This window comes from Streptomyces doebereineriae (assembly GCF_031845645.1).
GTDB lineage: Bacteria > Actinomycetota > Actinomycetes > Streptomycetales > Streptomycetaceae > Streptomyces > Streptomyces canus.
On sequence record NZ_JAVREZ010000007.1, the window covers coordinates 377,532 to 398,502 of the forward strand.

Annotated in this window: 18 protein-coding genes; 3 read left to right on the plus strand and 15 right to left on the minus strand. The window is 72.4% G+C overall.

The features are described 5' to 3' along the window. Positions 1-33 precede the first annotated feature (33 nt). The 9 genes from RNB18_RS22640 to RNB18_RS22680 form a co-directional block, all read right to left on the minus strand. Positions 34-441: a DUF6278 family protein gene (locus tag RNB18_RS22640; protein WP_266509876.1), complete on the minus strand. Its 408-nt coding sequence runs from the start codon at positions 439-441 to the stop codon at positions 34-36. 152 nt (positions 442-593) lie between these two features. Next, positions 594-1,373 carry an exodeoxyribonuclease III gene (locus RNB18_RS22645; protein ID WP_311715916.1) on the minus strand — a complete coding sequence of 260 codons (780 nt, stop codon included), beginning with the start codon at positions 1,371-1,373 and terminating at the stop codon, positions 594-596. A gap of 30 nt (positions 1,374-1,403) precedes the next feature. Continuing rightward, complete coding sequence (locus RNB18_RS22650) at positions 1,404-2,039, minus strand: MBL fold metallo-hydrolase (RefSeq protein WP_311715917.1); 636 nt, start codon at positions 2,037-2,039, stop codon at positions 1,404-1,406. A 33-nt stretch (positions 2,040-2,072) separates the two neighbouring features. Further along, a complete protein-coding gene (gene pcaDC / locus RNB18_RS22655) occupies positions 2,073-3,362 on the minus strand; it encodes a bifunctional 3-oxoadipate enol-lactonase/4-carboxymuconolactone decarboxylase PcaDC (protein WP_311715918.1) in 1,290 nt (429 codons plus the stop codon). Between the two features lie 670 nt (positions 3,363-4,032). Continuing rightward, positions 4,033-6,354: an SWIM zinc finger family protein gene (locus RNB18_RS22660; protein ID WP_311715919.1), complete on the minus strand. Its 2,322-nt coding sequence runs from the start codon at positions 6,352-6,354 to the stop codon at positions 4,033-4,035. Continuing rightward, positions 6,351-9,224, minus strand: coding sequence for an SNF2-related protein (locus RNB18_RS22665; RefSeq protein WP_311715920.1), 2,874 nt, complete (start codon positions 9,222-9,224; stop codon positions 6,351-6,353). Before RNB18_RS22665 ends, RNB18_RS22660 begins: the two co-directional genes overlap by 4 nt. Positions 9,225-9,309: 85 nt before the next feature. Then, complete coding sequence (locus tag RNB18_RS22670; protein ID WP_311715921.1) at positions 9,310-9,894, minus strand: sugar kinase; 585 nt, start codon at positions 9,892-9,894, stop codon at positions 9,310-9,312. Beyond that, complete coding sequence (locus RNB18_RS22675) at positions 9,891-11,039, minus strand: ROK family glucokinase (protein WP_031051879.1); 1,149 nt, start codon at positions 11,037-11,039, stop codon at positions 9,891-9,893. The genes RNB18_RS22670 and RNB18_RS22675 overlap by 4 nt, the downstream gene beginning before the upstream one ends. 113 nt (positions 11,040-11,152) lie before the next feature. Next, on the minus strand, positions 11,153-11,890 hold the full coding sequence (locus RNB18_RS22680) for a GntR family transcriptional regulator (RefSeq protein WP_311716029.1): 738 nt from the start codon (positions 11,888-11,890) through the stop codon (positions 11,153-11,155). A gap of 130 nt (positions 11,891-12,020) precedes the next feature. Here RNB18_RS22680 and RNB18_RS22685 point away from each other — a divergent pair, with 130 nt between their 5' ends. Next, positions 12,021-13,043 carry a Gfo/Idh/MocA family protein gene (locus tag RNB18_RS22685; RefSeq protein ID WP_311715922.1) on the plus strand — a complete coding sequence of 341 codons (1,023 nt, stop codon included), beginning with the start codon at positions 12,021-12,023 and terminating at the stop codon, positions 13,041-13,043. A 58-nt stretch (positions 13,044-13,101) separates the two neighbouring features. Here the strand turns inward: RNB18_RS22685 and RNB18_RS22690 are convergent, their stop codons facing one another. The 3 genes from RNB18_RS22690 to RNB18_RS22700 all read right to left on the minus strand — a co-directional run bounded on the left by RNB18_RS22690 (position 13,102) and on the right by RNB18_RS22700 (position 16,359). Further along, positions 13,102-14,289, minus strand: coding sequence for a cytochrome P450 family protein (locus tag RNB18_RS22690; RefSeq protein ID WP_311715923.1), 1,188 nt, complete (start codon positions 14,287-14,289; stop codon positions 13,102-13,104). Between the two features lie 39 nt (positions 14,290-14,328). Further along, positions 14,329-15,018, minus strand: coding sequence for a response regulator transcription factor (locus RNB18_RS22695; protein ID WP_311715924.1), 690 nt, complete (start codon positions 15,016-15,018; stop codon positions 14,329-14,331). 81 nt (positions 15,019-15,099) lie between these two features. Beyond that, positions 15,100-16,359 (minus strand): sensor histidine kinase, encoded by a 1,260-nt coding sequence (locus tag RNB18_RS22700; RefSeq protein WP_311715925.1) that lies wholly within the window; start codon positions 16,357-16,359, stop codon positions 15,100-15,102. 169 nt (positions 16,360-16,528) lie between these two features. Here RNB18_RS22700 and RNB18_RS22705 point away from each other — a divergent pair, with 169 nt between their 5' ends. After that, positions 16,529-16,729 (plus strand): hypothetical protein, encoded by a 201-nt coding sequence (locus RNB18_RS22705; RefSeq protein ID WP_311715926.1) that lies wholly within the window; start codon positions 16,529-16,531, stop codon positions 16,727-16,729. 54 nt (positions 16,730-16,783) lie between these two features. Here the strand turns inward: RNB18_RS22705 and RNB18_RS22710 are convergent, their stop codons facing one another. After that, a complete protein-coding gene (locus tag RNB18_RS22710) occupies positions 16,784-17,170 on the minus strand; it encodes a ribonuclease domain-containing protein (protein ID WP_311715927.1) in 387 nt (128 codons plus the stop codon). A gap of 282 nt (positions 17,171-17,452) precedes the next feature. Here RNB18_RS22710 and RNB18_RS22715 point away from each other — a divergent pair, with 282 nt between their 5' ends. Next, positions 17,453-18,208, plus strand: coding sequence for an SDR family oxidoreductase (locus tag RNB18_RS22715; protein WP_311715928.1), 756 nt, complete (start codon positions 17,453-17,455; stop codon positions 18,206-18,208). Positions 18,209-18,273: 65 nt separating this feature from the next. Here the strand turns inward: RNB18_RS22715 and alc are convergent, their stop codons facing one another. Then, positions 18,274-19,389, minus strand: coding sequence for an allantoicase (gene alc, locus RNB18_RS22720; RefSeq protein WP_311715929.1), 1,116 nt, complete (start codon positions 19,387-19,389; stop codon positions 18,274-18,276). 38 nt (positions 19,390-19,427) lie between these two features. Beyond that, positions 19,428-20,765 (minus strand): allantoinase AllB, encoded by a 1,338-nt coding sequence (allB, locus tag RNB18_RS22725; RefSeq protein ID WP_311715930.1) that lies wholly within the window; start codon positions 20,763-20,765, stop codon positions 19,428-19,430. Between the last annotated feature and the right edge of the window lie 206 nt (positions 20,766-20,971).

Genomic DNA, 20,971 nt, shown 5'->3' on the forward strand with positions numbered 1-20,971 from the left:
AGCCGTATTTACGCCGCGCTTACGGCCATGGTTTCACTCCTCGGCGACCTCCGCGTAGAGCTGGGACAGCTCAGGCACCCCGCTCGCGGCCCACTCGTGTCCGGAGGCCACCACGTCGAACTCCCGGCCGGATTCCAGCCGGATCACGGGCTGGCCGTCCGAGCGCAGATCCCAGGCCGCTCCGGGCACGGTCCGCACGATGACCGTGCCCAGGTAGAGCCCGGCGTCGTTGCCCAGCCAGAGCAGGATCTCCTCGTCGTCGCGCCAGCCCGGCACCAGCTGATCGAGCGCCTCCAACGAGGCCGCCGTGTCGTCCAGTCGGACACCCGAACGGGACGCGTGGGAGCGCAGCAGCTCACACTCGGAGAGGAGTTCGGCGATGCCCTCGGGGTCGCGGGTTCCGGGCTTCTCACTCCGGCCGCCCAGAAAAGGGATCTTCATACGCCCAGCGTGTCACTCACCCGGCCGCATGCACCACAGGCGCGCGGGCCCTCGTTTCCGGCCGACTTCGCGCCCACTCCGCGCAGGACGCGTTGACGTGCCGCCGATGTCTCCTTGGCGGCGCGATGCGCCTTTCGTCCCTGTCGTGGGGCCTAGACGTCCAGGTCCACGACCACCGGCGCATGGTCGGACGCGCCCTTGCCCTTGCGCTCCTCACGGTCGACGTACGCGTCGGTGACGGCCTTCGCGAAGGGCTCGTTGCCGTACACCAGGTCGATGCGCATGCCGCGGTTCTTGGGGAAGCAGAGCTGGCGGTAGTCCCAGTACGTGAACGGGTGGTCGTACTTGAGGGGCCGCGGGACCACGTCCGACAGGCCGGCCTCGCGCAGGGAGGCGAGGGCCGCGCGCTCGGCCGGGGTGACGTGGGTGAGACCCTCGAAGGCGGCCACGTCGTGGACGTCGTCGTCCGTCGGCGCCACGTTGTAGTCGCCCAGGACCGCGAAGGGGCGGCTGCCCGCGGCGTCACCCGCCACGGCGGCCCTGAGGGCCTCGAACCACTGGAGCTTGTAGGCGTAGTGCGGGTGGTCGACCTCGCGGCCGTTCGGCACGTAGACCGACCAGACGCGGACCGGGCCGCAGGTCGCGGAGATGGCGCGGGGCTCCGGGGCGCCGTCGTAGCCCGGGTCGCCTGCCAGGCCCTTGACGACGTCCTCCAGGCCGACTCGGGAGATCACCGCCACGCCGTTCCACCGGCCGGTCGCGTGCACCGCCGCCTCGTAGCCCGCCTCGCGCAGCTGGTCGAACGGGAACTGCTCCTCGGCGATCTTGGCCTCCTGGAGGCACAGCACATCGGTGCCGGTGCTCTCCAGCCAGGCCAGCAGCCTCGGGAGACGGGCGGTGATCGAGTTGACGTTCCAGGTCGCGATGCGCATGCCCGACAACCTACCGGGCGGCACTGACACTCAGAGTGCCGTGCTCTCCCTCGGCTGTAGCCGCAGGTGCTCCGCGCCGCCGAGGGCGCCGATCTGGTTGTCGTAGACCGGGCGCGCGAGGTCCGTGAGAAGGGCGTCGTGGATGTCGTAGGCGCGCTGGGGCCTGACCTCACGGACGTAGTCGATGACCTCGGAGATCTTGCTCCAGGGGGCCATGACGGGAAGCATCAGCGTCTCGACGGCATGGTCGGGGACGGTGAGGGCGTCGCCGGGGTGGAAGATCTGGCCGCCGTCGACGAGGTAGCCGACGTTGGTGATGCGCGGGATGTCCGGGTGGATCACGGCGTGCAGTTCGCCGTGGACCTGGACGTCGAAACCCGCGGCGGTGAACGTGTCACCGTGGCCGACGGTGTGCACGCGGCCCGGGAAAGCGGTGGAGATCTTCTCGGCGACCGATTTCAGCGTCCAGATCTCCGCGGCCGGGTTGGCGTCCAGGGCCGTCCGCAGCCGCTCCTCGTTGAAGTGGTCGGGGTGTTCGTGCGTGACGAGGATCGCGTCCGCGCCGAGGGCGGCGTCCTCCTCGCTGAAGGCCCCGGGGTCGAGGACGAGCGTCTGTCCGTCCTTCTCCAGACGGACACAGGAGTGCGACATCTTCGTGAGCTTCATGGGTCCATCCTGCCCCTCGGCGAAGCGCCCGGCTCACTCGGTGGGGGTGGTCTCCTCGCGGATCACCTGCTGGGCCACCTTGAACGCGCTGTTGGCCGCAGGGACACCGCAGTACACGGCCGCCTGAAGGAGCACCTCCTTGATCTCGGACGGAGTGAGGCCGTTGCGCAGGGCGGCCCGGGTGTGGAAGGCGAGCTCGTCCAGATGTCCGCCCGCGACCAGAGCGGTGAGGGTGATGCAGCTGCGCGAGCGGCGGTCGAGGCCGGGCCGGTCCCAGATCTCGCCCCAGGCGTAGCGGGTGATGAACTCCTGGAAGTCACCGGAGAACTCGTCGGCCTGCGCGAGCGCCCGGTCCACGTGCGCGTCGCCGAGCACCTCACGGCGCACCTTGATGCCCGCGTCGTACGGGTCGGGACGAGTCCCGGACTGGGGGGCGGGGGCGATCTCGGCGATCGGCACCGGCTGCGGCGGCGCGGCCGTCAGGACCGCCTGGAGCGGGGTCGCGGGGATCGCGGTCTGGCCGGTGGCCGAGTCGAAGGCGGGCTGCCAGGCGGTGGAGAAGTGTCTGACCAGCAGGTCGGTGACGGCCGCGGGCTGCTCGACCGGCACCAGGTGGGAGGCGCCGGGCACGACGGCGAGCCGGGCGTCCGGAATGCCCGCGACCAGGGTGCGGGCCTCGGCGGGGCCGGTGACCTGGTCGTCGGAGCCGACGAGGACGAGGGTCGGCACCCCGACCCTCGCGAGGTCGGCCCGCATGTCGAACGCGGCGAGCGCCTCGCAGGCGGCGATGTAGCAGCCCGGGTCGGTGGTGCGCACCATCTGCACGGCCCACTCCGTGATCGCGGGCTGGGCGGCGGCGAACCCGGAGGTGAACCAGCGGTCGGGCGAGGTGCGGGCGATGGGATCGAGCCCGTTCGTCCGTACGATCACTCCGCGCTGGCGGAACTCGTCGGCCGTGCCGAAGCGGGGCGAGGCGGCGATCAGCGCGAGCGAGGCGAGCCGCTCCGGGTGGCGCAGCGCCAGCTCCATGCCGACCGCGCCGCCCAGCGAGCAGCCCGCGTAGCCGAAGCGCTGCACGCCGAACTGGTCGAGCGTGGCGAGCAGCCGGTCGGTGAGATCGCGGACCGAGCCCGCCGGGTAGGCGGGCGCGCCGCCGTGCCCCGGCAGGTCGAACCGGAAGATGCGCCACTGCTTGACCAGGTCGGGGACCTGGCGGTCCCACATGTGCCACGTGGTCCCGAGCGACGGCCCCAGGATGAGTACCGGGGCGTCTTCCGGGCCGTCGAAGCGGTACTGGAGGGCGGGGGTCTTCGTCTCACTCACGGCCCCCACGCTAACCGTCTTTTCTTACGTTCCGGACCCTGGGCCCTTGCTCCCCACACCTGGCTCCCGAACATCACCGCCGCACTCTCACACGGCCTTCACCGGGTGCCGGACTGCAGCGGCGTCGAGACGGCTCCTGGCCCGTGGGTGTCGAGGAGGGCGGCGCCCGGACGGGGGCGGTCCGCGGTCTGTGGGCACCGTCGATCCCTCGATCCTGTGGATCCGTCTGCGGAAGTCGGGCCGCAGGTGTCAGGACGCGGGCGGCCGGGCCGGGCACGTGCGGGGCATCGGTCGAGCCGGGTCTCGATCAGGCGCGCGGTCGGAGAGGGAGCGGGACAGGCGAGACGGGGGCCGACCTGGGTGTGGCCCGGTGGGACGGTGTCCCTGACCGACGTCTTGGGCCCGCAATGCCCTCACCCGCGGCATCGAACTCGCCCGAGAAAGTCCCGTCCCCTGCGACCGGAACGGACGAGCGCCGTTCCGGATGCGGCCGGATGGGGCGGACCGGGCGCGGACCCACGGGCAGGAACGATGGAGGGCCAATTCCGCTGTAGTCGGGTGAGACGGTGCCCCTGACCCACACAGCGGTCGGCTCCGGGGGTGGTCGAGTGGGAGGGTCCAGACATGGGGACGAGTCGTCCGGGGGCCCGGGGCGTGGGCGTCGGTCGGGTCAGAGGTCGGTCGGTGTGCCCAGGCCTGTGAGGGCGCCGACCGGGTCGAGGTCGGGGGTGCCGCGGGGCCACCAGTCGTCGTGGCCCGGTTCGGACTCGTAGGCGTACCACAGGCCGTCGCGGCCGAGGCGGAGTTGGATGTGGCCGCGCGGATGGGTGAGGTGGTTGTGCCAGGGGCGGAAAGCGGGGAGGTCGGCGGCGAGGAGGAGGGGGCGGGCGCGGTCGAAGCGGCCGGCCGGTGGGTCCCAGGGTTCTTCGAGGACGGCGAGTCCTTCGATCCCGCCCTGTCTCCAGGCGGCGACCGCGCGGGCCAGATCGGCCGGGGTGCGGTCGGTGGCTGCGGCGAGGGAGGCGTAGAGGGCTCGGGTGCCGGCGGTGAGGCCGGAACCGGGGCGGGCGGCGGCGAGGCGTACCGCGTCCTGCCACAGGGTGAGTTCGCCCACCGGATCGCGGCCGGTGCCGAGCAGAGCGTGGGCGCGGGCGGCGGCGTCGGTGGCCAGCTGGTCCAGGGCGAAGGGGTCGGGGCCGCCCGGGGACGCGGGGTAGGCCGGGGGCTGCTCGGGGTGCGCGGGGGCGGGCAACGGGGCCGGAAGCGGCGGGAGTCGGCGGGGCGCGAGGGCTTCACTGGCCCGTACGCCGGGCAGTGGCGCCGGTTCCTGTTCCTGGGCGGCACGGGCCGCGCGGGCGGCGCTGAGGCGGGACAGGGCGTCCAGCAGTTCCCGTTCGCCCCGGCCGCGCAGCAGGAGCAGGACGAAGGGATCGGCGTCGAGCAGGCGTGCCGTCTGGTAGCAGAGGGCGGCGGCGTGCTTGCAGGGGTGACCGCGGTCGGGGCAGCTGCACTGCGGTTCGAGGTCGCCCGGACCGGGGAGCAACGGCACTCCGCACTCGGCCAGCGCCTGAGGCATCTCCTTGTCGAGGAGTGCGGCGATGTGTCCGGTCCGGTCGGCGGCGAGGTCCAGGAACCGGTCCCAGTCGGCATCGCCGAGCGTCCGCAGCCGCACCTGCACGCGGTACGGCCGGGGGCGGCTTCCCTGGACATAGGCGAGCACCAGCCCCGGCGTCACGGTGATCGCGTCCACATGCCCCTGCTCGGCATAACTCCGGCCGCGCGCAAGCCGCTTGGCGTCCAGCGCGCCCTCCTCCAGCGCGGAGACCCAGGCGTTGCCCCACCAGGTGGCGGCGAACCGGGCGTCCTCGGAAGTCCGGGGAGGGAAGGCGGGGAAGGTGCGACGCAGGTCGTTGTCCCGGTTGGGGGCGGCCATGGAGTGGGGGCGTTGTGGGGAGGCCGGGGTCGGCGCGGGTGCGGGTGCCGGGAGGAGCCAGTTCTGGTCAATGCCGGTGTCCGTGGGGGCGTCGCCGGGCGGGCCCGACGGAGCCGTGCCGGTTCGGTTGCCGGTGCTCGGAGAGCTGTCGTCGGCAGCGGGTGGCCGTGGAACGTAACTCCCCTGCCGCATACCGTCGTTGGTCTCTGGGTCCTCCCCCGGCAGATCCACATCGTCGGGCATCCGGAACGCGTCGGCCAGCAACTCCCGTACATCACGCGCCCGGGCGCCGGCGGCTGGACGCGGTGCGGGGCTTGCGTCGCGGGATGCGGCCGGGGTGGTACGACGCGGCCGACCCGCGAGTGCGGCCTCGGCGGCATCGGCGGCCGCCCGCCTCTTGCGTGCCTCACGCAGCGCTTCACGGGCGGCATCCGCAGGGCGCGCCTCGGGACGCGCGGGCGCGGCGTCGTGGACAGCCGGGGCAGGCGGAGCCGGCTCGGCGACTTGCGTTTCCGCACCCGGGGAGTCGGCGGAAGCCACGGAGGGAACACCCGCTTCAAGCCGACCCGAGTCGACGTCCGTATCCGCACTCGGGGCACTCCGGGCCGCGACGGCTCCCCGTAGGGCCGCGCGGGCCGCGTCGGCTGGGCGGGACTCGGGCGGGGCCGGGTCGGGCACGGCGTTCTCGGGCGCCGCGCCCTCCGGGTCCTGATCGCCGGGTGTCCCTGGCTCATCGGCATCCGCGTGCGCCCGGTGAGCCGCACTCCCGGCCTCCGAGCGGTTCACCCCTTCGGCCACGAGACCATCGGCGTCCTTCGCCGCGGGACCTCCGACCCCGTCGCCCTCATGGCCCCCCGCGCCCCGCACCGCGAAGCCACCGACCCCCTCGGCAGCGGGGCCCTCCGTCCCCTGCACCGCAGAGCCGCCCGCCTCCTGCGCTTCCCCGCCGTGCGCCCCGGTGACCGTCTGCCCGCCCGCGTCCTCCGTCCCCTCCCGGCCCGCCCGCTCCCGTGCCGCTCGCAGGGCACGGCGGGCCTCGTCGGCGGGGCCGGGGGTCATGACGGCCTCCGGAGAGAGACCAGGTCGGACAGGTCGCGGTCGGTGAGTTCCGTGAGGGCGGACTCGCCGGAGCCGAGGATCGCGTCGGCGAGAGCGCGCTTGGACTCGAGCATCTCGGCGATACGGTCCTCCACCGTGCCCTCGGTGATGAGGCGGTGGACCTGGACGGGCTGGGTCTGGCCGATGCGGTAGGCGCGATCGGTGGCCTGTTCCTCGACGGCCGGGTTCCACCAGCGGTCGAAGTGGACGACATGGCCCGCGCGGGTGAGGTTGAGGCCGGTGCCCGCCGCCCGCAACGACAGGACGAGGACCGGAATCGCGCCGCTCTGGAAACGGTCCACCATGCGCTCGCGCTCCGGAACCGGCGTACCGCCGTGCAGCAGGTCCACCGGGACCGCGCGGGCGGCGAGGTGGGCGGTGATCAGACGGGCCATCCCCACGTACTGCGTGAAGACGAGCGCGGAGCCGTCCTCGGCCAGCAGGGTGTCCAACAGCTCGTCCAGCAGGGCGAGTTTGCCCGAGCGGGCGACCAGCCGCTCGCCGGCCGTCGGCGGGACCTCCTCCTTCAGATACAGCGCGGGGTGGTCGCAGATCTGCTTCAGCGCCCCCAGCAACTTCAGCACCAGGCCCCTGCGCGCGATGCCCTCCGCCGTCTCGATCGCCAGCATCGACTCGCGCACCACCGCCTCGTACAGCGAGGCCTGTTCGCGCGTGAGGGGGACCGGATGGTCCGTCTCCGTCTTGGGCGGCAGCTCGGGGACGATCCCGGGGTCGGACTTCTTGCGGCGCAGGAGGAAGGGCCGCACCAGTCTCGCCAGCCTGGTCACCGCCTCCTCGTCCTCGCCGTTCTCCACCGCGCGCGCGTGGCGGGCGCGGAAGGACTTCAGGGGGCCGAGGAGTCCGGGGGTCGTCCAGTCGAGCAGTGCCCACAGTTCGGAGAGGTTGTTCTCGACCGGTGTGCCGGTCAGGGCCACGCGCGCGGGCGACGGGATCGTGCGCAGGGCCTTCGCGGTCGCCGAGTACGGGTTCTTCACGTGCTGGGCCTCGTCCGCCACCACCATGCCCCAGCGCTGCTCGGCCAGCCTCACCGCCGCCGCCCGCATGGTGCCGTACGTGGTGAGGACGAAGCCGCCGTCCAGGTCGTCCAGGCTGCGGTCCGTGCCGTGGAAGCGGCGGACCGGGACGCCGGGCGCGAACCGGGTGATCTCCCGCTGCCAGTTGCCCAGGAGCGAGGCCGGGCAGACGACGAGGGTCGGCTCGCGGCGCGCCCGGCGCAGGTGGAGGGCGATGACGGTGATCGTCTTGCCGAGTCCCATGTCGTCGGCGAGGCAGCCGCCGAGGCCCAGGGAGGTCATGAGGTCCAGCCAGGCCAGGCCGCGGAGTTGGTAGTCGCGGAGGGTGGCGTGCAGGCCCGCGGGCGGTTCGGCGGGGTGGACGCCGGTCGTCAGGCGGTCACGCAGGGCGGCGAGCGCGCCGGCCGGCACCGCCTCCACCGTCTCTCCGTCGACCTCGGCGCTGCCGGTGAGGGCGACGGAGAGCGCGTCGACCGGGTCGAGCAGGCCCAGTTCACGCTTGCGGGCCTTGCGGACGAGGGCGGGGTCGACCAGCACCCACTGGTCCCTGAGGCGTACGACGGGGCGGTGGGCCTCGGCCAGCGCGTCCATCTCGGCCTCGCTGAGCGGGTCGCCGCCGAGCGCCAACTGCCAGCGGAACTGGAGGAGTTCCTCGCTCTCGAAGAAGCCGGTGCCGTCGGTCGCCGAGCCCGGCGCGGGTCGTACCACCGCCGCCGCGGTGAGGTCCTGGGCCAGGTCCCGCGGCCAGTGCACCGCGACTCCGGCAGCCGCGAGCCGGGGCGCCGCCACGCCGAGCAGGTCGCCCAACTCCCCGTCGGACAGGGCCAGTACATCGGGGACGTCCTGCTCGGCAAGCCGGTCCAGGGGCGGCCACACCCGGGCGGCGCGCCGCACCGCGAGGGCCGCGTCGACGCGTGCGCGTGGTCCGAAGACGGCGTCGGCGTCCCCCGCCCACAGGGCCGCCGCGTCGGCCACGAGGGTCGGGTCGGCGAGGCTGTGCACCTGGACGATCGCGGCGCCCGCGCTGCGCGCACCGTCGGCGTCGGCGTTGAACAGGTTGTACGCCGACAGGTCCAGGCGGAGCGAGATCCGCACGCCCGCGTCCATCCCGGCGGCGACCTCCGCGGCCCAGTCGTGGGCGTGCGGCAGCCGCTGCGGTGCGCGGGCCGCGAAGGGCTTGCCGGAGGCGAACGGCGCGGCGCGGGTGCGGGGCAGGGTGTCGGCGACCGCGTCCAGGAAGGAGCGCATCAGTGCTTCCGGTTCCGGCAGCCGGAGCGGGCCGGGGCCGGGCAGCGGGACCGCGTGGCCCTCGTGGGGCAGGGCGGCCGCGACGGCGCGGAGGTGGGCGATGTCGTCCGGGTCCAGCGGTCCGGCCCGCCAGGCGTCGTGGCCGGTGGCGGTGAGTCCGGGCAGCAGGCGGCCGCGGACGGTGAGCCGCAGCGCGTGGAGGGCGGCCGCGCCCCAGCAGGCTGTGGCGGGATGGGCGGCGGGATCGCGCCGGGCCCGGACCAGCAGGGGAAGGGCCGCGCCGACCGGGAGCGAGAGGGCGGGGGCGGTGCGACGTCGGACTCCCGCTCCGTGCGGTCGTACGACAGTGAGCTCGGTGCGCTCGAGCGACGCGGCGTCGGCCTCGGCCTCGGGGCTCTCGGCCGGCAGGGGCGCGCCTTCGGGATCCCAGAAGGCGATCCGCCCCTCACGGGGAAGTGGTGCGGGCAGGAAGACGGCTGCGAGCCGGACAGGAACGGCCGCCCTCTGCTGCTCGCCCGTGCGCTCGGCCACCACGGCGCTGTCGCTCATACGTCCTGTCACCTCCCGCCCGCATGTCGGATCACTCGTCTTCGACTCTACGGGCGAGGTCTGACAATCGGCTCCGGCGACGGGATCAGGGAACCGTGCGCGAGACGACGTACACCTTCGGGGCGTTCGGCACGGTCAGGTTGACCATGACGTCCTGCGTGGGCGCCGGGTCCTTCTGGGAGTGGCTCAGCCCCCACCAGGAGCGCGGTCCGTCGAACCGCCAGCCGCTGACCTTCTGGTCGCGTTCGCTGATGGAGATGTCGCCCTTCTTCAGGTCGGCGCGGCTGACACCCATGCCGGTGAGGAAGGCGGCCAGACCGGCGTCGGTCGTCCGGAACTTGACGTAGAGGCGGCTGGTCTTCCAGTTGTTGGTCTCGTAGGAGGCGACCAGGTCCGCGGGGTGCGGGACCGGCACCTGGTAGAGGCGGCGCTGGACCTTGGACGGCCAGCCGGGCGTGAGGCCCGTGGCCGAGTACTTCGCCTCCTTGTCCTTGCCGCTGTCCCGGCTCTGGTTGGCGGAGATCACCAGATAGCCGGCCGGGACGCCGATGAGCAGACCGATGATGAGCAGCGTGATCGCCCGGCGGCGGATCTTGTGACGGCGGTCCTCGGGGGGCCGCTCCGGCCCGCCGGGGGGCGCCGAGGCCTGGTGTGGCAAGGATGCCGTCATGCGGTGTCCCGGGACGTGCGGCGGGCCTCCACGTACCGTTCGTAGCGCTCGTGCCGCTCCACCCGGCGCCGGTTGGCACGCCGGAAGCGGCGGGCGACCAGGCGGGCGAGGTCGGCGGCGCCGACCATGCCGGCCTCGGGGCCGAGCTGGGCGCGGGCGATGCGGGCCTCGGGACGGTAGCCGCGGCCGGTGAGCTGGCGCTTGAAGGCGTCCCGCGCGGGGCCGATCAGCAGGTCGTCGGCCGCGCTGACGCCGCCGCCGATGACGAAGCAGGACGGGTCCAGGGCGGCCGCGAGGTTCGCGATGCCGACGCCGAGCCACTGGCCGATGTCCTGGAGCAGCTCGATGCACATCGCGTCGCCGTCACGGGCCAGCTCGGTGATCATCGGACCGGTGATGTCGGCGATGTTGCCCTTGACGTGCTCGATGATCCCGTACGCCACCGGGGAGTCCGCGGCGGCCAGCTCCCTGGCCTCCCTGACCAGCGCGTTGCCGGAGCTGTACTGCTCCCAGCAGCCGCGGTTGCCGCACGGGCAGCGGTGGCCGCCGGGGACCACCTGCATGTGACCGAACTCGCCGGCGACACCGTACTTGCCGCGCTTGACCTGGCCGTCCTCCAGGATCGCGCCGCCGATGCCGGTGCCGAGCGTGATCATGACGAGGTGGTCCTCGCCACGCCCTGCGCCGAAACGCCACTCGGCCCAGGCGGCGGTGTTCGCGTCGTTGTCCACCAGGACGGGGACCGCGAGGCGCCCGGCGATGCGGTCGCGCAGCGGCTCGTTGCGCCAGGACAGGTGGGGGGCGAACAGCACGCGGTTGCGGTCGGCGTCGACCCAGCCGGCCGCGCCGATGCCGACCGCGTGCACGTCGTGGCGGTCGGACAGGTCCAGGACCAGTTCGACGATGGTGTCCTCGACGACCTTGGGGCTCTTGGACTTGTCCGGGGTCTCGGTGCGGACCTTCTCCAGGATGTTGCCGTCGGCGTCGACGACACCCGCCATGACCTTGGTGCCGCCGATGTCGATGCCCACCGTCGGCACGCGGGGTGCGGTCAGGTGTGAGCGGCGTTCCCGCGTGCCGACGGTCCGCAGGGCGGGGGCGCGGCGGGAGCCTATGGGGGCGCTGAAGTTGCCGTAGGTGCTCATCGGCGTTGATTCTGCCGCACCCCCCGGGTCGGTGCCGAACGGGGGAGCGACGGGGAGCGCGCGTCATGCCGGGTGCGGGTGGTTCGTGGCTGGTCGCGCCGTCCCCGCGCCCCTTACGGGCGCACCAGTAGCTGGAATTCGAATGAGTAGCGCGTCGGCCGGTATGTGTGGGTGCCGTACTCCACCGCTCGGCCCGTGTCGTCGAACGTGACGCGTTGCATGGTGAGCAGGGGAGCGCCCGCCTCCTCGGCGAGGCGTTCCGCCTCCGCCTGCGTGGCCGCTCTCGCGCCGATGGACTGGCGGGCGCTGTGCAGGGTGATGCCGGCCGCGCGCATCATGCGGTACAGGCCGGTGGCCTCCAGCTGGGCGGTGTCCAGGTCCAGGAGGGCCGGGGGAATGTAGTTGCAGAGGTACGCCATCGGCTCGCCGTGGGCCATGCGCAAGCGTTCCACCCGGTGCACGTCGCTGCCCTCGGCGACGCCCAGCGCCGCGGCGATCTCGGCGGTGGCGGAGACGACGGTGTTGACGAGGACCTTGGTCGCGGGGCGCTGACCGGCCGCCTCCAGGTCGTCGTAGAGGCTGCTGAGCTCCAGGGGGCGCTTGACCTGGCTGTGCACGACCTGGGTGCCGACTCCGCGGCGCCGGACCAGCAGGCCCTTGTCGACGAGCGACTGGATGGCCTGGCGCACGGTGGGCCGGGACAGGCCGAGCCGGGCGGCGAGCTCGATCTCGTTGCCCAGCAGGCTGCCGGGGGTGAGCGTCCCGTGCTCGATCGCGGCCTCCAACTGCTGGGACAGCTGGAAGTACAACGGCACGGGGCTGCTGCGGTCCACACTGAGCTCGAGCGTCACGGTCGGGTCCACTCCTGGTTTCGGCACGGGCCCGAGCGTAGCTCCGTGCGTTGTTGACGGGAAGTCGTGTAGTCAGATTGTCCGGACATACAGATTGACAGCAGGGGGTTCCCGACCACACTTTGTTCACATGCGCATCGGGGTCATAGGGACGGGCCGCATCGGCACCATTCATGCGAACACGCTCAGCCGCCATCGGGAGGTCGGCTCCTTAATCCTCACGGACGCGGACGGCGCACGGGCCCAGGAGCTCGCGCACCGCCTCGGGGAGACCGCTGCCCCGGGCGTCGACGAGATCTTCAAGTGGGGCGTGGACGCCGTGGTGATCACTACGGCGACCTCGGCCCATGCCGAGCTGATCGGCCGGGCGGCGCGCTCGGGACTGCCGGTGTTCTGCGAGAAGCCCATCGCACTCGACCTGCCCGGCACGCTGCACGCCATCGCCGAGGTGGAGACCGCCGGGACGGTTCTCCAGATGGGCTTCCAGCGCCGCTTCGACGCGGGCTACACGGGCGCGCGCGAGGCGGTGCGCTCGGGACGGCTCGGACGGCTGCACACCGTGCGGGCGCTGACCTCCGACCAGGCGCCGCCGCCGGTCGAGTGGCTGCCGCTGTCCGGCGGGCTGTACCGGGACACCCTGATCCACGACTTCGACATCCTGCGCTGGGTGACCGGGCACGAGATCGTCGACGTGTACGCGGCCGGGTCCGACGCCGGTCCGCCGATGTTCCGGGCCGCGGGGGACGTCGACACCGCGGCGGTCCTGCTGACCCTCGACGACGGGACCCTCGCGACGGCCACGGCGACACGGCTCAACGGGGCCGGGTACGACGTGCGCATGGAGCTCGCCGGGGAGCTCGACCAGGTCGTGGTGGGCCTGGACGACCGTACGCCCATCGCGTCCACCGAGCCCACGGGGCCGCCCGCGGCGGACAAACCGTGGACGGGGTTCCTGGAGCGCTTCGGTCCGGCCTACGAGGCCGAGCTGGCCGCGTTCATCGAGGTGGTCCGGGGCGAGAGAGCGAACCCCTGCGACGGGCGCGAGGCGTTGCAGGCGCTACGGGTCGCCGAGGCCTGCGAGGTGTCCCGGCGCGAGCGCAGGGCCGTGCGGCTGGCGGAGATCCCGGGCGGCGCGAGCGCGGCCGCGTTCTGAACCCGTCACGCCCGATCGACCTTCACTCCAGCACACCCACCAACAGCCCCGCCCAGCCCTACCACCGCACCGGCAGGCTCCGCACTCCTCTGATCAGCATTCCCGGCAGCCACTCCCCCGCGGGCCCGGCGAGCGCGAGGGCCGGGGCACTGTCCAGCAGGGTCCGGATCGCCGTGCGGGCCTCCAGGCGGGCCAGCGGGGCGCCCAGGCAGTAGTGGATGCCGTGGCCGAAAGCGAGGTGGCCGCGGGGGTCGCGGCGGATGTCGAAGCGGTCCGGCGCCGGGTAACGGGAGTCGTCGCGGTCGGCCGCGCTCAGGCAGACCATCACCGGGTCGCCCTTGGCTATGGCCCGTCCCGCTATCTCCAGGGGCTCGGCGGCGAACCGGAACGTGGCGTTCTCCACCGGGCCCTCATAGCGCAGCGTCTCCTCGACCGCGCCGTCGATGAGGCTCATGTCGGCGCGCAGGGCGGCGAGTTGGTCCGGATGGGAGAGCAGGGCGTGCACGCCGTTGGTGATGAGGTTGACCGTGGTCTCGTGGCCCGCGATCAGCAGCAGGAAGGCCATGCCGCGCAGTTCCGACGGAGAGAGCCGGTCGCCGTCCTCGGCGGTGGTGCGAATGAGGTCGCCGAGCAGGTCGTCGCTCGGTCCGGCGCACCGCTTGTCCTCGATGAGCTCCGTCAGGTACTCGCCGAGGCGCAGGACGGCGTCGTACGAACTCTCCGCGCTGGTGGGTGCCACCACCTCCGTGGACAGCTTCCGGAACTCCGTGCGGTCCATCTCGGGTACGCCGAGGAGCTCGCAGATGACGGTGATCGGCAGCGGGTAGGCGAGGGACTGCACCAGGTCGGCGCGGCCGTGCGGCAGCATCGCATCGAGGAGGTCGTCGGTGATCTCCTGGATCCTGGGCCGCAGTTGCTCGACCCGGCGCATGGTGAAGGCGCGGGAGACGAGTCCGCGCAGCCGGGTGTGCTCGGGCGGGTCGCTGCCCAGCAGATGGCGGCCGATCAGCTCCTCGTCGTGGAACACCGCGCCGATTCTGCGGCCGTCCTTGGACAGCCTCGGATCGGCGAGTGCCGCGCGCGCCTCCTCGTGCCCGACGACGAGCCAGGTCGAGTAGCCGGCGTCGGAGCCGGGCGGTCGCACCCGGTGCACCGGGCCGAGGCCGCGCAACTCGGCGTACACGGGGTGCGGGTCGACACGGAACGCGTCGCCGTACTCCCCGAGATCGATCACTGCTTCGGTCATGGACTCCCCCTTCACACTGTCAACGCCCCGTGACCGCGCCTAGTGCCCGTCCGGCTCGGATTCCGCGGACTGTTCCAGCAGTCCCGCGTCGTACGCCAACAACGCGATCTGCACCCGGTTGTTGAGGTCGAGCTTGGCCAGCACCCGGGAGACGTGGGTCTTGACCGTGGCGACGCTCATGTAGAGGGCGGCGGCGATCTCGGCGTTGGACAGGCCCTGGCCGACGGCGACGGCGACCTCGCGTTCGCGGTCGTTGAGGGCGGCGACGCGCTCACGCGCGCGTGCCCGTCGGGTGTCGGCGGCGGTGCCGGCCGCGTGCTCCATCAGCTGGCGGGTGACGGTGGGCGACAAAACGGGGTCGCCGGCCGCGACCCGTCGTACGGCGGCGAGGATCTCGGCGGGCGGAGTGTCCTTGAGGACGAAACCGGCGGCGCCCGCGCGCAGGGCGCGCAGGACCTGCTCGTCGGCGTGGAAGGTGGTCAGGACCACGACCTGGGGGGCGTCGGGGCGGCCGCGCAGCCGTTCCGTGGCCGTGAGGCCGTCCACCGACGGCATTCTGATGTCCATGAGGACGACGTCCGGGCGGGTCCGGTCCACGGCCGCCTCGACCTCGGTGCCGTCCGCCGCCTCTCCGACGATCTCGATGTCCTCGGCGCCGCCCATCATCAGGGACAGGCCGGCCCGCACGAGGGGGTCGTCGTCGACGAGGAGCACTCTGATCGCAGTCATGGGCCTACGTAATCACGCGGAGGCAGGGCGCAATCACCCTTGTGGCCGGGCGAGTTGCACCACCGACGACAGCAAGGAACGTCACCCCCACGGCAGCCACGCCCGTACCCCGAACGCGCCGTCCGGCTCCGCCCCGTACTCCAGCCGGCCGCCGGCGAGCGTGGCGCGCTCGGTGAGGCCGATCAGGCCCTGTCCCGAGCCGGGGACGTGCGGCACCTCTCCCTCGGGCGCGGGGTTCTGCACGGTCACGACGAGGCCCTCGCCCGGGCCGCCGGTGACGGTGACCGTGACCTCCGTGCCCGGGGCGTGCTTGCGGGCGTTGGTGAGGCTCTCCTGGGCGATGCGGTAGGCGGTGCGGCCCACGGACGCGGGCACGGCGGCGGGCTCGGCCACGCGACTGTCGAGGATGACCTTCATGCCGGCCTCGCGGGACTCGGCGACCAGTGTGTCCAGCGCGGCGAGGGTCGGCTGGGGTCGGCCCGTGTCGTCGTGGTCCGCCGCCCGCAGCACCCCGATGATCTCCCTGAGATCCTGGAGCGCCTCGTGCGCGCTCTCCCGGATGACACCGGCCGCCCGCGCGACCTCCTCCTGGGGCGCGTCCGGCCGGAACTCCAGGGCACCCGCATGGACACTCAGCAGCGTCAGCCGGTGCGCGAGGACGTCGTGCATCTCGCGCGCGATGGCCTCGCGGGCGAGCCGCTGCGCCTGCTCGGCCCGCAGTCGCGCCTCGGTCTCGGCGCGCCGGGCGCGGTCACGCAGGCTGAACATGAGCTGCCGTTTCGCCCGCACCAGCAGGCCCCAGCCGACGATCGCGGCGACCAGCACCACGGAGAGGACGACCGAGACGAGGTACGGCAGGTCCGCGTCGGGCCGCAGCCGGAAGGTGAGTGGGGCCACGGCGATGTTGATGCCGCCCACCCAGGCGACGTACCGGAAGGGGCGGTGCACGGCGAGGGTGAAGACGGCGATCATGCAGGCGCCGCCGGCGGTGTCCGAGAGCAGCCCGAGCGGGATCGTGGCCAGGGCGAGGCCGAACGGCCAGCGGCGGCGCAGCCACACGGCGGCGCAGGCGAGCGCGCCGAGCAGCTGGTCGAGGGTGGCCGCGGTGTGCGACACATGGGGGTTGTTGCCCACCGCGTCCGCGGCGATCATGCCGATCAGGACGGCCAGGAGGAAGCAGGAGAAGTCGACGATCCAGTCGCGCGCGGTACGCCGTGGCCGCCGTCCGGGCCGAACGGCGGACGGGTCGAACTCGTGGATCACCGCGGACGGCAGCAACCAGCGTCGGCCGGGGAAGGCCGGAGGCTCGGGAACCGTCTTGTCTTCGCTCACGGTCGACAAATCTACGCAGCGCGGGCCCGCCGCACCCGTCCGTGGACGGCATCCGCGACCAAAGTCGCGACACCTCAGACTTTCGGCGCGGGCGGCCGCATGGTTCCGATGCTTTCGCGGGAGGAGGCTCGCCCCGCGGCCGATGTCCGTGGGGGGTCCGCGGGGCGAGGGTCCATCCATGAAGCAACTGCTGGAACTGCTCGGTTTTCTCGCGCTGGTGCAGGGCGGGGCGGGTCTGCTGCACGAGTTCACCGACTGGCACGTCGGCCTCGTCCAGCGCATCGGTTTCCTCGACGGCTACGAGGTCTACGCGAGCGTCGCCCTGATCGTGCTGGCGTTCGCGCTGTTCGCCGCCGCCGAGAGCCGGAGGTCCGGCTGAACGCCGCCGGACCTTCGGCCGGTCGCACCGTTCTCCGGGCTGCCGGGTGGGGGCTCAGCAGCCGTAGTCGACCAGGTCGAACGTGTCGTAGTGGTCGGCCGTGTAGTAGTCCTCCTGGGTCTTCTCACCGGTGACGATCCGGCGAGCTCCGCGCGTGGAGGATCCGGGCGTGATGACCGTGTACTCGTGGTAGTAGCCGGTCGATTGGCTCGGCAGGACGCCTTCGCGGTTCTGGAAGACGACGCCGTCCTGCGAGTAGGGGTAGGGGCCGCCCTGCTCGATGAGGTCCAGGGTGTCGTACGCCTGGGAAGGCAGGTCGCTGTAACAGATGCTGCCGACCGCGGCGGCCGCCGGGGTGGCGGTGACGGCGCCGCCGACGAGGAGAGCGGACAGGACCGCGGCCGCGGCGCCGATGCTAGTGATCCGTGGGGGGAATCTCATGCCCTCATGATGACGCGCGTAGACAGTGGCATGTCAATGACAACTCAGGAGATTTTCCCGTCAAGTCCGATGAGTTTTCGGGAAGTTAACCTGCGGCCCGGAGCCTTCACGCGAGGGGGCACGGCATGGATCAGGACTGGCTGCGGAGGTCTTCGATCCGTTGGGCGAAACTGTGGAACGAGTTCTGGACGTCCATGACTTCGGTGCGGGACGCGCGCTGACCGACCGGTGCTGAGGTCGGTGTCCGAGCGCCGCCAGCGATTCCGGGTCCGCGCCGGTGGGATGGGTGTCATGACAACGACTTACGGAACTCTGAACGGCAAGGTCGCGCTCGTCACCGGGGGCAGCCGGGGGATCGGTGCGGCAACCGCGGTGCGGCTGGCGCGAGAGGGCGCGGATGTGGCCCTGACGTACGTGGACGGCAAGGAGGCGGCCTCGGACGTCGTACGGCGGGTCGAGGCGCTGGGGCGGCGGGCCGTCGCCCTGCGGGCGGACTCCGCGGACGCGGAGGACGCGGCGGGGGCGGTTCTCCGTACGGCGGAGGCGCTCGGTGGGCTGGATGTGCTGGTGAACAACGCGGGCGTGGGGGTGCTCGGTCCGCTGGGCGAACTGTCCCTCGCGGAGGTCGACCGGGTGCTGGCCGTCAACGTGCGCGGGGTGTTTCTGGCCTCTCAGGCGGCGTCCGCGCGGATGCGGGACGGGGGGCGCATCATCACGATCGGCAGCTGTATGACCCAGCGGGTGCCGGGTCCGGGCGGGACCCTGTACGCGACGAGCAAGTCGGCGTTGACCGGGCTGACGAAGGCCCTCGCGCGTGAGCTGGGACCGCGGGGGATCACGGCGAACATCGTGCATCCCGGGCCCACGGACACCGACATGAACCCGGCGGACGGGCCGTTCGCGGCGGGACAGGCCGCGATGACCGCGGTGGGGCGGTTCGGGACGGCGGAGGAAGTGGCGTCGATGGTGGCGTATCTGGCGGACGCGGCGTACGTCACCGGCGCGGAGTTCTCGGTGGACGGGGGGCACGCGGCGTGAGGTAGCCGCCTGCTTCTCGCTCCCGCCGCCTCTCCCCCCGGGGTCCCCCGGGGGGAGGGCCCCGCTCAGCCGCCGAGCTCCTGGTGCCTCGCCGACAGCGTCGTCGCGCCGCCCTCCGTCAGCGAGCCGAACAACCGCAGTCGCGAGATCCCCCCGTCCGGGAAGATGTCCACGCGCGCGTGCGTGCCCACCGCAGGCGTCGGCAGCACGAAGCGGTGGTTCGTGTCGGGCTGGAGGCGCGTGCACGGGAGGATCTCCTGCCAGTCGCCGTCCTCGCCGTCGCGGACGGACACCGATGCCCAGCCCGCACTGTTCCCCTTCAGATACGCCGTGTCGATCTCGATCGCGCGGATCTGGGACTGGGCCACCAGCCGGTAGCGGATCCAGTCGTTCCCCTGGTCACGACGGCGGCGGGTCTCCCAGCCGTCGTCCATCTTGCGGGAGCGCCCCGGCTGGATGGTGTTCGACGCCGGCGAGTAGAAGAGGTTGGACGCGTCCTCCGCCTGGCCGCCGTTCTCCAGGGCGACCACGTCGAAGGTGCCGAGGATCTCCAGCCACGCGGGGTCCGGGACGACCTCGCCGTACACGCGCAGGCGGGCGATGCCGCCGTCGGGGTGCTGGTTGACCCGCAGGTGCGTGAAGCGCTGTTCCAGCGACACGGAGAAGCCGTTCGCCGCATGGCCGCCGACCGGCGTCCGCGGAACGAGCGTCGTCCACTTCACGTCGTCGCCCAGCAGTTCCTCGGGGGACGGGGAGCCTGCCACGGATGCGCCTTCGACCGACACCGCCTGCGGGTAGTTGCCGCGGAAGTGTGCCGTGTCGACCACGATCCCCCGGATGACCCCGGGCGCGCCCAGGCGCACCAGCGCCCAGTCGTGGTCCTCCGCCGTCGGCCAGGGGTGTTCGGCCGAGGCGCCCCGGCGGCGCCGCGTCTCCCAGCCGTCCATGATCTTGCCCTTGTGCCCGAAGTGCTCGGGGTCGAACTCGGCCCGCCCGGGCATCAGCAGGTTCTCGCGCTGGGCGAAGAACTCGTCGTTGGCGGCGATGACTCCGGCGCCGAGCGTCCGTGCGGCGAGGTTGGCGTACTGGGTGAAGGGGAAGTCGGCGGTGCGGTAGTCCGCGTACGGGTCACCGCCGCCGTACGGGTTCGCGTCGCCGGTGAAGCTGGGAATCGCCGTCACGTACATGTGCCTTTCTGGAGTGGGCCGGTGCGGGTGGATCAGGGCGTACGGGTGAGCAGTTGACCCTTGGGAGCGGTGAACTCGCCGTCCGTCACGATGCGTTCGCCGCGCAGCCAGGTCGACTTCACCACGCCGGACAGGGTCTTGCCCGCGTATGCCGTGACCCGGTTGCGGTGCTGGAGGGCCGCCGGGTCCACGGTGAAGGTCTCGTCGGGCGCGAGGACCGCGAAGTCGGCGTCGCGGCCGGCCTCGATGGCGCCCTTGCGGTCCAGGCCGACCAGTTGGGACGTCCGCGCGGACATCCAGCGGACCACGTCCTCCAGCGAGTGACCGCGCCCCCGGGCCTCCGTCCAGACCGCCGCCAGACTCAGTTGAAGGCCCGAGATGCCGCCCCACGCGGTGGCGAAGTCGTCCGTCTTCAGGTCTGCCGTGGACGGCGAGTGGTCGGTGACCACGCAGTCGATCGTGCCGTCGGCCAGCGCCTGCCACAGCAGGTCCTGGTTTGCGGACTCACGGATGGGCGGGCAGCACTTGAACTCGCTGGCGCCGTCCGGGACTTCCTCGGCGGTGAGGGTGAGGTAGTGCGGGCAGGTCTCGACCGTGATGCGAACGCCCTCCGCCTTGGCCCGGGCGATCAGCGGCAGGGCGTCGGACGACGACAGGTGAAGCACGTGCACGCGCGCGTCCAGCCGCTTCGCCTGGGCGATGAGCTGGGCGATCGCCGTATCCTCGGCGTCGCGCGGACGGGACGCCAGGAAGTCCGCGTACCTGGGACCGGCCTGCTGGGGGGCGGCCTCCAGGTGGTGCGGGTCCTCGGCGTGCACGATCAGCAGGCCGCCGAAGGAGGCGATCTCGGCCAGGGACCGGGCGAGCCCGTCCTGGTCGAGATGCGGGAACTCGTCCACACCCGACGGGGACAGGAACGCCTTGAAGCCGAAGACACCGGACTCGTGCAGCGGACGCAGGTCCTTGACGTTGTCCGGCAGGGCGCCGCCCCAGAAGCCGACGTCGATGTGGGCCTTGTCGGCGGCGACCGCCTGCTTGGTACGGAGGTTGTCGACCGTCGTCGTGGGCGGGAGGGAGTTGAGCGGCATGTCGACGAGGGTGGTGATGCCACCGGCCGCCGCCGCGCGCGTGGCGGTCCAGAAGCCCTCCCACTCGGTGCGGCCGGGGTCGTTGACGTGCACATGGGTGTCGACGAGGCCGGGCAGCAGGACGTCGTCGCCGAGGTCCTCCATGCGGGCGCTCCCGGAGACGGAAGCCTCGTACGGCAGCACGGCCGTGATCCTCCCGCCGGCGACCGCGACCGACGCGGCCCGCGTCCCCTCGGGTGTGATGACGCGCGTGGAGCGCAGCACCAGTTCAGTGTCGGACACCCGGACCCCTCTCTGCCGCCGTTAACTTCCGCGTAACGGAATTCAACTTTCTGTTGAAGGAGTCTTCACTCCCGGTCGTGCGTCGTCAAGGGCGCACTTCCCCACAGTGCACCCTGTGCCGACACTCTGGACGTTTCCACAAAGCGGAATTAGAATTCCAACAAGCAGAACGTAGCTATGCACCAGCGGGGAGTCAACCGACTGCC

What these genes read in the sequence shown, in the direction of transcription:
- RNB18_RS22675 (WP_031051879.1), bottom strand. Translation starts at nt 11,039, where the DNA reads ATGAGCACCTACGGCAACTTCAGCGCCCCCATAGGCTCCCGCCGCGCC.
- RNB18_RS22645 (WP_311715916.1), bottom strand. Translation starts at nt 1,373, where the DNA reads ATGCGCATCGCGACCTGGAACGTCAACTCGATCACCGCCCGTCTCCCG.
- RNB18_RS22690 (WP_311715923.1), bottom strand. Translation starts at nt 14,289, where the DNA reads ATGACCGAAGCAGTGATCGATCTCGGGGAGTACGGCGACGCGTTCCGT.
- RNB18_RS22715 (WP_311715928.1), top strand. Translation starts at nt 17,453, where the DNA reads ATGGGTGTCATGACAACGACTTACGGAACTCTGAACGGCAAGGTCGCG.
- RNB18_RS22650 (WP_311715917.1), bottom strand. Translation starts at nt 2,039, where the DNA reads ATGAAGCTCACGAAGATGTCGCACTCCTGTGTCCGTCTGGAGAAGGAC.
- RNB18_RS22670 (WP_311715921.1), bottom strand. Translation starts at nt 9,894, where the DNA reads ATGACGGCATCCTTGCCACACCAGGCCTCGGCGCCCCCCGGCGGGCCG.
- RNB18_RS22665 (WP_311715920.1), bottom strand. Translation starts at nt 9,224, where the DNA reads ATGAGCGACAGCGCCGTGGTGGCCGAGCGCACGGGCGAGCAGCAGAGG.
- RNB18_RS22640 (WP_266509876.1), bottom strand. Translation starts at nt 441, where the DNA reads ATGAAGATCCCTTTTCTGGGCGGCCGGAGTGAGAAGCCCGGAACCCGC.
- RNB18_RS22660 (WP_311715919.1), bottom strand. Translation starts at nt 6,354, where the DNA reads ATGACCCCCGGCCCCGCCGACGAGGCCCGCCGTGCCCTGCGAGCGGCA.
- RNB18_RS22695 (WP_311715924.1), bottom strand. Translation starts at nt 15,018, where the DNA reads ATGACTGCGATCAGAGTGCTCCTCGTCGACGACGACCCCCTCGTGCGG.
- RNB18_RS22685 (WP_311715922.1), top strand. Translation starts at nt 12,021, where the DNA reads ATGCGCATCGGGGTCATAGGGACGGGCCGCATCGGCACCATTCATGCG.
- RNB18_RS22705 (WP_311715926.1), top strand. Translation starts at nt 16,529, where the DNA reads ATGAAGCAACTGCTGGAACTGCTCGGTTTTCTCGCGCTGGTGCAGGGC.
- RNB18_RS22710 (WP_311715927.1), bottom strand. Translation starts at nt 17,170, where the DNA reads ATGAGATTCCCCCCACGGATCACTAGCATCGGCGCCGCGGCCGCGGTC.